Origin of the sequence: Beutenbergia cavernae DSM 12333, from assembly GCF_000023105.1 — a bacterium.
Lineage (GTDB): Bacteria > Actinomycetota > Actinomycetes > Actinomycetales > Beutenbergiaceae > Beutenbergia > Beutenbergia cavernae.
On record NC_012669.1, the window covers coordinates 244587 to 256308 of the forward strand.

An 11722-nucleotide genomic window follows, 5' to 3' on the forward strand; every position below is an offset into this window, starting at 1 on the left:
GCGGGCTACACCTGGGCGAGCGCCGTCCGGATGCGCTTGGCGGACACGGGCTGCGCCGTCCCGAGCTGCTGGGCGAAGAGCGACACCCGGAGCTCCTCGAGCTGCCACCGGACGGCCTCGGCACGTGCGGCGCGGTCCGGGCTCAGATGGGTGGCGCGCACGGAGGCCAGGGCGTCCTCGAGCTCGCTGACCTCCCACGCGAGGGTCGCGTCGCGGCCGGGATTCTCCGCCGCCTTCGCGAGGCGGTAGCCGTCGGCCCGCAGGTAGCGCGCGAGGTGGCGCAGCGACTCCGGGGGCGTCCGGGCCACGAAGCCGTCGTACACCAGCGACGCGGCGTGGTCGCGGACCTGGGTCAGCGTGCCGAGCAGCGCCATCGACGTGCTGGCGCGCACCGCGGAGTCGAGCTCGCGGTGGGCCTGGAGGGCCTCGACCACGCGTGCGACGACGCCGTACACGGCGTCCTCGAGGTGATCCCGCACGTCCGCGCGGACCCGGCGGTACGACGCGGCGTCGCGCACCGTGGTGAGGTCCGTCCCGGCCGTGAGCTGGGCGACCGCCGCCACCTGCACGTCCCGGACCAGCGCGTCCGTGTCGCGGTACGGGCTCGACGCGAGCGTGAGCGCCTCGCGGCCGGTCCAGCGCGACGTCACCCGTGCCGTCGGGATGGCGAACTCCTGGAGCAGGAGCGCGCGGACGCCGTCGGCGTGCTGCGCGCGGGCCCGCTCGGCGTCGGCGAGGACGCGCAACGCGACCCGCGTCCGCCCGCCGTCGGGATCCGGCTCGACGACGAGCGCCGGGTAGCCGCGGATGTCGAGGCCGGCGGGGCCGGTCGTGGCGAGCTCGGCGGGGATGGCCTCGCCGGGGACGTCGGCCCAGGTACGGACGGTGTCGACCTCGGCGCCGCCCGTCCGGCCCTGCTGCTCACCGCTCTCCGCCGTCGTGGGTGTGGTTTCGGGGCTCGCCACGGGGCCGGCGGGGACCGCCGCGGTGCGTGAGGCGTCGGCGAGGGCCGCGCGCACGGCGGAGCGCACCGCCGACTGGGCCTGGGCCGCGAGCCGCCGCTGCAACGCGACGAGGCTGTGCCCCTCGTCGAGCTCCTGCCCGCGCTCGCCCAGCACGCGGAACGTCATCCGCAGGTGCGCGGGGAGCCGTTCGTCGGCCTCCTCGAGCGCCTCGGCGGGGACGACGACGTCGCGCACCTCGCGCACGGCGCTCGCGAACGCCTCGTGGAAGGACGGGGCGCCGTCGGGAGCGGGCGCGACGTCCGCCCAGTCCGGGAGCCGGGCGACGACGGCCTGCGCCACGTCGGGTGCCGGGACGAGCTGCACGCGCACCTGCTTGGGCAGGGCCCGGATCGTCGCCGTCACGAGGTCCGTGAGCAGACCGGGCACCAACCAGTCGAACCCGGCCGGGCGGACCCGGTTCAGGACGGCGATCGGCACGTGCACGGTGACGCCGTCGGCATCCGTGCCCGGCGTGAACTGGTACGTCAGCGGGAGCGTCAGGTCACCCTGCGTCCAGGTGCGCGGGAACCCGGCGTCGTCGACGGCGTGCGCGGTCGGGACGAGCAGGTCGAGCGTGTACGTGAGGAGGTCGGGGTCCGCGCGCCGCGCGTCCTTCCACCAGGCGTCGAACGCGCGCGCCGTCGTCACCGACTCCGGGACCCGCTCGTCGAAGAAGTCGACCAGGGCCTCGTCGTCGACGAGCAGGCCGCGCCGCCGTGCCCGGTCCTCGATCTGGCGCGCCTCGTCGAGCACCTCCGCGTTCCGACGCACGAACGCGTGGTGCGTGCGCCACTCGCCCTCCACGAGCGCGTTCCGCAGGAACATCTCCCGGGCCGCCGCCGGGTCGACGCGCGCGAACGGGACCACCCGGTCCGCGACGATCGGCACCCCGAACAGCAGCACCTTCTCGTGGCACATCGCGGCGCCCTGCTTCGCCGACCAGAACGGCCCCGAGTAGGTGCGCTTCACGAGGTGCTCGCCGGCCTGCTCGGCCCACTCGGGCTGGATCCGGGCGGCGGTGCGCGCGAACAGCCGGGACGTCTCGACGAGCTCGGCCGCCACGATCCACGCCGGCGGCTTGCGGGCGAGCGAGGACCCGGGGAACACGACGAACCGCGACCCGCGCGCACCCGCGTACTCCCGCCGTCGCTCGTCCCACGACCCGAGGTGGCTGAGCAGGCCGGCGAGGAGCGCGCGGTGGACGGCGTCGGAGTCGACCTTCGGCTTGCGCACGTCGCCGACCCCGGCGGGCGCGTCGTCGGCCCGTGGCTCGGGGCGCAGCCCCAGGCCCTTGCCGAGCTGGCGCAGCTGCGCGTGCACGTCCTGCCACTCGCGCACCCGCAGGTAGTGGAGGAACTCCGATCGGCACAGCCGCCGGAACGCGCTCGAGCCCATGGCCTTCTGCTGGTCCTGCAGGTAGGTCCACAGCGTGTACAGCGTGAGGAAGTCCGACGTCGGGTCGGCGAACCGGCGGTGCTTGTCGTCCGCCGCCTGCTGGTGATCCGCCGGGCGCTCGCGCACGTCCTGCACGGAGAGCGCGGCCACGAGCACCATGACCTCGCGAACCACGCCGAGCCGGCCGGCCTCCACGAGCATCCGGCCCAGCCGCGGGTCGATGGGCAGCTGCGCGAGCTGCCTCCCGACGTCGGTGAGCCGGACGTCCTCGGCGTCGTCGCCCTGGCCCTCCTCGATCGCGCCGAGCTCGGTGAGGAGCGCGACGCCGTCGCGGATGGCGCGCGTGTCCGGCGGGTCGACGAACGGGAACGCGTCCATCCGGCCGAGCCCGAGCGCTGCCATCTGCAGCACCACGCTCGCCAGCGACGTGCGCAGGATCTCCGGCTCGGTGAACTCCGGGCGGCGGTCGAAGTCGCCGCGGGAGTACAGCCGGATCGCGACGCCGTCCGCCACGCGTCCGCACCGCCCGGAGCGCTGGTTCGCGCTGGCCTGGGAGATCGGCTCGATCGGCAGCCGCTGCACCTTCGTGCGTTGCGAGTAGCGCGAGATGCGGGCGAGGCCGGTGTCGACCACGTAGTGGATCCCGGGCACCGTGAGGCTCGTCTCGGCGACGTTCGTCGCCAGCACCACGCGCCGGTACGGGTGCGGGGCGAACACGCGGTGCTGCTCCGCCGCGCTGAGGCGCGCGTACAGCGGGAGGACCTCGACGGCGCCCGGTGCGGTGTTCCGCGCTCCGGGTGCCGTGTACCGGGTGCCGAGGTGAGACGCCAGCGCGTCGGCGGCGTCGCGGATCTCCCGCTCGCCGGAGCAGAACACGAGCACGTCGCCCGGGCCGAGCGCCGTCAGCTCGTCGACGGCGCGGCAGATCGCCGTCGGCTGGTCGAGCTCTTCGTCCGCCTGCTGCGGCCCCGACGACGGCGTCCGCCTCGTCCCGCGTCTCGTCGCCGTCGGCGCGGTGTGCGTCGCCCGGCCGCGGCCGGCGGCGCTCGCGGGGTCGGCGTCCGGGGCGGTCGCCGCCTCGAGCGCGGCGAGGACGCGCGCGTCGTCGGTCTCGAGCCCGGCGAGCAGGTCGGCGTCGTCGAGCACATCGAGATCGAGGGCGTCGTGCGGCGGGCGCGGGGCGCCGTCGTCCGGCTCCTCGTCCTCCTCGCCGGGGACGAGGGGCCGGTAGCGGATCTCCACCGGGTACGTGCGGCCGTTGACCTCGATGACCGGGGCCGGCGTCCCCGGGTCGCCGATCCGGGGGACCACGACGCCGTCGCGCTGCGCGAAGTGCGCGGCGAACCGCTCGGAGTCGATCGTGGCCGACGTGATGATGACCTTGAGGTCCGGGCGGCGCGGCAGCAGGCGGCGCAGGTAGCCGAGGATGAAGTCGATGTTGAGGGACCGCTCGTGGGCCTCGTCGACGATGATCGTGTCGTACCGGGAGAGGGTCGGATCCCGCTGGATCTCACTGAGCAGGATGCCGTCCGTCATCACCTTGACGAGCGTCGTCGGGCCGACGTGGTCGGTGAAGCGCACCTGGTAGCCGATGGCGCCGCCGAGCTCGACGTCGCACTCGGAGGCGATCCGCTCCGCGACGCTCCGCGCGGCGATCCGCCGGGGCTGTGTGTGTCCGATCGTGCCGGTGATCCCGCGGCCGAGCTCGAGGCAGATCTTCGGGAGCTGCGTCGTCTTGCCGGAGCCGGTCTCGCCCGCGACGACGACGACCTGGTGGTCGCGGATCGCCGCCGCGATGTCGTCCCGGCGTGCGGAGACCGGGAGGTCCGGCGGGAACGCGAGCGTCGGGAGCGCAGCGCGTCGGACGGCGAGCTGCTCCTCCGAGTACGGCCGCCACGCCGGGCGGGCCGGGCGACGCTCCCGAGGGCCGGTTCCCTGACCGCGGCCGCGGCGGCGGTTCGGGCGGCGGCGTCCGGGCGTGCCCGCGGGTCCGGCCCGCTGCTCGCTCCGTTCACCGCTCACGATGGTCGATTCTCCCAGGCCCGCGGCGCACGGGTCACCTCGATTCGTGACTGATCCCACGGTGGGGCGGGAAGGGCCGCGGCCGCGCGCCTTGCGACACTGGGACCGTGCCCCCCGTGACCCCGCCCACCGCCGTCGTCGTCGGAGCCGGGATCGGCGGGCTGACGGCGGCTGCCGCTCTGCGCCGGGTCGGGTGGAGCGTGCGGGTGCTCGAGCGGTCGCCGGAGCCGCAACCCACCGGCGCGGGGATCGTGCTGCTGGCGAACGCCATGCGCTGCCTCGACGAGATCGGCGCGGGCGACGCCATCCGCGGCCTCGGCGCCGCCGCCTACCCCGGCGGGACCAGGACGGCGTCGGGCCGCTGGCTCGCCCGCGTCGACGCCGAACGGGTCGCGGCGCGGTTCGGGTCGGGCGCCGTCGTCATCCATCGGGCGCAGCTGCACGACGCCCTCGCCGCGGTGCTCGGGCCCGACGGCGTCACGTACGGGGCGCAGGTGACCGACGTCGAGCGAGAGCCCGGCCCGACCCCGCGCGCGCTGGTCCGGTACCTCGCCGGCGGGACCGCCCAGGAGGTGACGGGCGACGTCGTGGTCGCGGCGGACGGCGCGGCGAGCGCACTGCGGGGCCGGTTCTGGCCTGGCCACGCCGACCTCGAGTACACCGGGTCGACGGCGTGGCGGGCCGTCGCGAGCGTCCCGCCCGGGACCGTCACGGAGATGTCGGAGACGTGGGCGCCGGGAGGGGCGTTCGGGATCGTGCCGATGGCCGACGGGCGCGTCTACTGGTTCGCGACGGCGCTACGTCCGGCCGGTGGGCGGGAGGGCGACGGCGCGGAGGAGCTCGCCGAGGTCCGTCGCCTCGTCGCCGGGTGGCACGACCCGATCGAGGCGGTCCTCGCGGCGACGCCGCCGGAGGCCGTGCTCCGGCACGACATCTCCGCACTGCGCCACGCGCTGCCTTCGTACGTGCGCGGGCCCGTCGCCCTCGTCGGTGACGCGGCGCACGCCATGCCGCCGAACCTCGGGCAGGGCGGCTCGCAGGCCATCGAGGACGGGATCGTCCTCGCGGCGTCGCTCGCCACGGCCGCGGCGCCCGCGGAGGTGCGCGACGGGCTGGCCAGGTACGACGCGCAGCGACGCCCCCGCTCCCAGCAGGTGCAGCGGCTGTCCTGGGCGATGGCGAGGTTCGGTGCCCAGCTGCGCCACCCCGCGGCCGTCGCGACGCGCGACGCGATGGTGCGGATCGCGCCGTCGGCGGCGGTGATGCGGGCGGCGTCCCGCTTCGCGGGGTGGGTGCCGCCGTCGCTGGCCGCGGCCGCCGGCGACGCCGCACGCGGCTCCGCCTGACGCGACAGCGGGTTCCTGGGCGTCGGTCACCGCGCCGGCGCCGCGCCGTCGTCCGGGCGGTCGTACCAGGCGAGCATCGGCACGTCGCCGCCGCGCTCGGGCGCGAGCCCGTCCGGCTCCGCCAGGCCCATGGCGGCGAGCTGGACCCCGACGTGCGGCTCGGTCCCACCTCGCGCGATGTAGTGGCTGACGAGCAGTCGCCCGCCGGGCTCCACGAGCGCACGTCCGTGGTCCACGAGCTCGCGGCGTCGATCCCGCGGGACGCAATCGAGCAGCACGTGGACGACGTCGAAGCGGCGTCCGTCCGCCGGCGTCCAGTCGAGGGCGTTGCCGACGGCGAGGCGGTCCGCCCAGTGGGGCAGGCGTCGCCGGGCGAGCTCGACCAGCTCGGGGGAGAGGTCCACGCCGTACGGCTCGACGCGGAGGCCGCGTGCCGCCGTCCACGCCGCCACGGACTCCATGAGCAGGCCGTTCGCGCACCCGAGGTCGAGGAACGTGCCGTCGGCCGGGACGGCGTCGGCGATCTGGCCGCGTCGGCGAGCCCACGCATCGGCGTCGCCGCCGAAGCCCGACCCGCCCTGCGCCGTCGTCGCCGCCAGGTAGGCGGGGGCGAGCAGGCGCATGGCGTCGGCGAAGTACGCCTCGTCCGTGTCGCCCGCACGCGAGGCGGCGACCTGGACGACGGCACGTGCGCCGTCGTCGTCGCCCTGCGCCGCCAGCCGACGGCTCAGCTCCTCCGGCGCGAACACGCCGAGCTCCGCGGCCGGGGCGGGTGGCCGCAGGTCCGGGCGGACGTCGCCGTCGACCCAGACGAGGAGGTGGTCCGCGTCGATGCCGACGACGTGCACGCGCTGGCGGCGGAACCCGGCGGCCTCCTTGGGGAGGCGGAGCGTGCCCTCCAGCAGCCAGTCCTCGCCGGGGCGCATGTCCCCGGTGACGAGGCGGACCCGACCGTCGCCCTCGACCAGCGCGGCGAACGTGCCGTCGGGCAGGACCGGCACGATCGTGAGCCGGGCGACGGCGTCAGGGGCGGGGTCGGCGTCGATCGGGAGGAACGTCACGAGCGGTCACGCTAGGCGGTGACGAGCGCGATGTCATGGGGTGCGAGCGGCGGCGGCCCGGCCTCACCCGTGCGCCTCCCTCGCGGCGACCACGGCGGGCCTACGCTCGGCGGTATGACGACGTCGCCACCTCTCGAGCAGGGCGTGATCCGCTCCCTGCCGCTGGAGCTCGACCCCGCCGTCGGGCACGAGGCCGAGCTCGCCGCCCTGATCGCCCCCGGCACCTCGCTCGACCTGCTCGCCGACGGCGGGATCTGGTTCGAGGGGCCCGCGTGGGTGAGCGAGACCGAGATCGTGTGGAGCGACGTCGTCGGGAACCGCCTCCTCACGTGGTCGCCGGACGCCGGTGCGGGGATCCTCCTCGAGCCGTCGCACCACCAGAACGGGCACACCCTCGACGGCGAGGGCCGGCTCCTGGCGGCGAGCCACGGCGAGCGCGCGATCGTGCGGCGCGAGCTCGACGGCGCATGGGCGGTCGTGGTGGACCGGCACGACGGCCGCCGGTTCAACTCGCCGAACGACCTCGTGGTCGCGGCCGACGGCGCCGTCTGGTTCACGGACCCGCGGTACGGCATCGACAAGCCGGAGGAGGGGTACGGCGGCGAGGTCGAGATGGACGGGTGCCACGTGTACCGGGTCGCCCCGGACGGGCACGTGCGCGTGGTCGCTCGCGCGCAACCGGGGCCGAACGGGCTCGCGTTCTCGCCCGCCGGCGACGTGCTGTACCTGGCGGACTCCGAGGCGGGCCACGTCCTCGCGTTCCCGGTGACCACGGCGAGCGCCGTGGCGCGCGACCCGCGCGACGGCGAGCCGCACCTCGGTGCGCCGACGACGTTCGCGCTCATCGCTCCCGGCGCGCCGGACGGCGTCCGGGTGGACTCCGACGGGCGGCTCTGGGTCTCGAGCGGCTCCGGGGTGCAGGTGTACGTGCCGGGCACGCCGGGCGGGCCGGGCGAGCGGCTCGGCACGATCCGGGTGCCCGAGCCGACGGCGAACCTGGCGTTCGGCGGCCCGGGGCGGTCCGTGCTGGCGATCACCGCCACCTCGGGGCTGTACCGCGTGGCGACGACGGTGCGCGGCGTCGGGTCCTGACCGCGCTCCTCTGCACGGTGTGGGTCGTAGGGTGACGCGGTGACCGACTCCCTCCGCGACGAGACGCTCGCGCTGGCCGCCGCGGCGCTCGGCGCCGGGCTCACGGGCGCGCAGCCTCTCGGCGGCTCCGACCGTTCCGTCGTGCTGCGCGCGCGCGTCGTGGCCGGCACGCGCACCGACCGGCTCGACTCGAGCGCCGGTACGGCGCACGGGCGCGCCACGACCGTCATCGTCAAGCGGTTCGTGGCGCCGGGTGGCGTGCCGGCGGAGTTCGGCCGCGAGCTCGTCGGGCTGAGCCGGCTGGACCGCACGCCGTCGCTGCTCGCCGTCGACGAGGAGCACCGCCTCGTCGTCATGAGCGACCTCGGCACCTGGCCCACGCTCGCCGACCTCCTGCTGGCGGACGACGCCGATGCCGCCTGGGAGGGTGCGCGCGGGTGGGCGGAGGCCCTGGGCGACCTGCTGGGGGCGTCCGCTCCTGAGGCTCCGGCCGTCGCCGCCGAGCTCGCGCGCCGCGGCGCCGGCATCGACGGCGACCTCGTGGGCATGCTCGAGCAGGGTGCGCGCCGCGTGGCGGAGCTCGTCGGGCGGGCGGACGTCCCCCCGGAGCTGACGGCCGAGCTCGCCGCGATCACCGCACTCGTCGCACCCGGTCCCCACGACGTCGTCTCGCCCGGCGACACCTGCCCCGACAACGCCGTGCTCGCGCCGTCGGGCTGGGCGTTCCTCGACCTCGAGGGCACCGCCACGCACCACCCGGCGCTCGGCGCGGCGTACACGGTGCTGCCGTTCGCCACGTGCTGGTGCGTGTTCGACCCGCCCGCCGGGCTCACCGACGACCTCCTCGCCGCGTTCACCGCCGGCCTCGGCCGGCACCTGCCGGACGTCGTCGCCGAGCCGGGCTGGTCGCGCGACGTCGACCTCGCGTGCGCGGCGTGGATCCTGCTCACGCACACGTGGGCGATCGACGGGGCGCTCGCGAGCAACACGCCGATCGGCCCGGACGGCGTCCCGTCGCCGTCGCGCCGGCAGCTGCTCGCGGGTCGGTGGCGCTGGGCTGTCGCGCACCTCCAGGGCGTGACGCCGGGGCTCGCCGCCCTGGCGCAAGAGGCGCTGGCCTGGGCGGAAGAGACCTGGGGGGCGGACGCCGCACCGGCCGGCCCGTACCGCGCGTTCGCCTCTCAGGACGACGGGAGTCGCACGTTCGGCACTCTCCCGACGGCGGTCCCGGACTCGCCCTTCGAGGATCTGCCGGAGGAGGAGCTCCGCCGCTGGGAGGGACACAGCCGCTGACCGGGCGAGAATGACCGGGTGCGCGTGATCGGCTGGCTCGTGGTGGCGCTCGTCGCCCTGGCCGCGCTCGCGCTCGTCGACCCCGCGAGGATCGGCCTGTCGACGACGTTCCCGGTGACGCAGGTCATCGCGTTCCGGTCCGTGCTCGCGGTGGCGTCGCTCGGTGCCGCGGTGGTGCTCGCCGCCGTCGCGATCGCCGTCCGCGCCTCGCACCACCAGGCGCGGGCCGCCGTCGTCCTCGCCCTCGTGTTCCTGCTGTGCGGCGCGTCGCACACGTGGGTGCTCGCCGCGCGGGGACTCACGGCGACGCCGCTCGCCCCGGCCGCGGACGACGGCGTCACCGTGCTCCAGCTCAACACGTACGGCGGCGCGTCGAGCCCGGAGGACGTCGCGCGGCTCGCCTACGCGGCGCAGGCCGACGTGCTCACCCTCCCGGAGACGACGGCGGAGTCGGCCCGCGCGATCGCCGCGCTGCTCGCGGCCGAGGGCGGCGACTACCAGGTGTTCACGCACACGACGGGTCCGTGGGCGGCGTTCTCGACGGCGCTCCTGGTGAGCGACGAGCTCGGCACGTACCACCAGGTCCCCGGGCCGCCGACCCGCGCCGGTGCCGTGCGCGCGGAGCCGGACGACGGCGTCGGCCCGGTCCTCCTCGCCGTGCACCCGACGGCGCCGCTGCGCGCGCGGATGCACCAGTGGAGCGCCGACCTCGGGGCGGTCACCGACGCGTGCCGGGCGACGCCGGGCGTGATCGTCGGCGGGGACCTCAACGCGACGGTGGACCACGCCCCGCTGCGCCACCTCGACCCGTGCGCGTCGGCGGCCGTCCTCGCGGGGTCGGGCGCCGTCTCGACGTGGCCGACGTCGCAGCCGTCCCGCCTCGGCACCACCATCGACCACGTCCTCGTCGACACGCGAGCGTGGGACGTGGCGGCCGTGAGCGTCGTCGCGGCCGGTGGGAGCGACCACCGTGGCGTCGTCGTCCACCTCGTGCCCACGGGCTGAGACGCCCCGGCCACCCGGAATGCGCGCGCGTCCGGCAGGCGTTGCGCCCTCATGGCCACCCCTGCGCCGATCGCGCACCTCGTGGAGTCCACCCCGTCTCGCAGCGGCAGGATCCCCGCCGCCCTCGTCCTCCTCCTCTCGGCGCTGACCGCCGTCGGCCCGCTGACCATCGACCTCTACCTCGCCGCGTTCCCCGACATCGCCACGGAGCTCGGCACGTCCGCCGCCACCGTTCAGCTGACGATGACGACGACGCTCATCGGGCTGGCCCTCGGGCAGCTCGTCATCGGATCGGTGTCGGACGCGCTCGGCCGCCGCCGCCCGCTCCTCGCCGCGTTCGCGCTCTACGCGGTCGTCTCGATCGCGATCGCGTTCGTGTCGTCGATCGGGGCGCTCGCCGCGCTGCGCGGCGTGCAGGGCTTCGCGGCGTCCGCGGGCATGGTCATGTCGATGGCGATCGTGCGCGACCGGTTCTCCGGCCCCCGCGTCGCGAAGGTCATCGCGCGCCTCATGCTCGTGGTCGGCGTCGCGCCGATCCTCGCGCCCACGCTCGGCGCCCAGATCCTCCGCTTCGGCGACTGGCGCACGATGTTCTTCGTGCTCGCCGGCGTCGGCGCCGCGCTCCTGGTGCTCGTGGCCCTGTTCCTGCGGGAGTCCCTGCCGGCGCAGTACCGGCGGACCGGCGGGCTCGGGCCGGCGCTCGCCTCCTACGGCTCGCTGCTGCGGGACCGCTCGTTCGTGGCGCTCGCGCTGCTCGCCGGCTTCTACATGGCGGCGATGTTCACGTACGTCTCGACGTCCACGTTCGTGTTCCAGGAGGGGTACGGGCTCACCGCGCAGCAGTTCGCGCTGGTCTTCGGTGCCGGCGCGATCGCCGTCACCGCCGGGTCGCAGATCAATGGGGCGCTCGCGGGGCGGGTGACGCCGGAGCGGATCCTGTCCGTGGTGGTGCCGACCGGCGTCGTCCTGTCCTTGCTGCTCGTGGTGGTCGCCGCGACCGCCGGGCGCACGGTCGACGGTCTCCTGCCGTTGGTCGGGGTCCTCGTGCTCGTGCTCGGCACGGCCGGCTTCGTCATGCCGTCGGTGCCCGCGATCGCGCTCGAGCGCAACGCGCACCAGGCCGGGAGCGCGGCAGCCCTGCTGGGCGCGTCGCAGTTCGGCGTCGGGGCGGCGATCGCCCCCGTCACCGGCTTGTTCGGCGAGGGCGACGCCCTGACGATGGCGCTCGTCATGAGCGGCACGATCCTCGTGGCCGCGGGGCTGCTCCTGGTCGTGGCGCGGGGATGGACGCGTGAGGCGCGGGCCATCCCCGCGCCGGCGCCGGCGTCCGACGGCGTCCCGTCACCGGCCGTTGCGGTCGCCGAGGCGGAGGCGGCGGTCGTCGCCGAGACCGCCTGACGCGGCCGCACCCACCAACGCGCCGTCAGTGGGTGCGTCTGGTGACCTATGTGGTCACCAGACGCACCCAGCGAGGCGGCCGCCCGGAGCGGACAGGGCAGGATCG

The 11722-nt window shown here is 76.0% G+C and carries 7 protein-coding genes; 5 read left to right on the forward strand and 2 right to left on the reverse strand.

All coding sequences use genetic code 11. The features are described 5' to 3' along the window. Positions 1-5 precede the first annotated feature (5 nt). Positions 6-4421, reverse strand: coding sequence for an ATP-dependent RNA helicase HrpA (hrpA, locus tag BCAV_RS01145; RefSeq protein WP_012725273.1), 4416 nt, complete (start codon positions 4419-4421; stop codon positions 6-8). A 107-nt stretch (positions 4422-4528) separates the two neighbouring features. Between hrpA and BCAV_RS01150 the strand changes: the two genes are divergently transcribed. Beyond that, positions 4529-5767, forward strand: coding sequence for an FAD-dependent monooxygenase (locus BCAV_RS01150; protein ID WP_222836666.1), 1239 nt, complete (start codon positions 4529-4531; stop codon positions 5765-5767). A gap of 26 nt (positions 5768-5793) precedes the next feature. Here the strand turns inward: BCAV_RS01150 and BCAV_RS23105 are convergent, their stop codons facing one another. Continuing rightward, a complete protein-coding gene (locus BCAV_RS23105) occupies positions 5794-6828 on the reverse strand; it encodes a class I SAM-dependent methyltransferase (RefSeq protein ID WP_012725275.1) in 1035 nt (344 codons plus the stop codon). A 114-nt stretch (positions 6829-6942) separates the two neighbouring features. Between BCAV_RS23105 and BCAV_RS01160 the strand changes: the two genes are divergently transcribed. Genes BCAV_RS01160 through BCAV_RS01175 form a run of 4 tightly spaced genes read left to right on the forward strand, consistent with a single transcriptional unit; the run spans position 6943 to position 11616 of the window. After that, positions 6943-7920: an SMP-30/gluconolactonase/LRE family protein gene (locus BCAV_RS01160; RefSeq protein WP_012725276.1), complete on the forward strand. Its 978-nt coding sequence runs from the start codon at positions 6943-6945 to the stop codon at positions 7918-7920. Between the two features lie 39 nt (positions 7921-7959). Next, a complete protein-coding gene (locus tag BCAV_RS01165) occupies positions 7960-9213 on the forward strand; it encodes a hypothetical protein (protein ID WP_012725277.1) in 1254 nt (417 codons plus the stop codon). 18 nt (positions 9214-9231) lie between these two features. Continuing rightward, the gene (locus BCAV_RS01170; RefSeq protein WP_012725278.1) at positions 9232-10218 is read left to right on the forward strand and encodes an endonuclease/exonuclease/phosphatase family protein; all 987 of its coding nucleotides are present in this window, start codon (positions 9232-9234) and stop codon (positions 10216-10218) included. 51 nt (positions 10219-10269) lie between these two features. Then, a complete protein-coding gene (locus BCAV_RS01175; RefSeq protein WP_012725279.1) occupies positions 10270-11616 on the forward strand; it encodes a multidrug effflux MFS transporter in 1347 nt (448 codons plus the stop codon). Positions 11617-11722 lie beyond the last annotated feature (106 nt).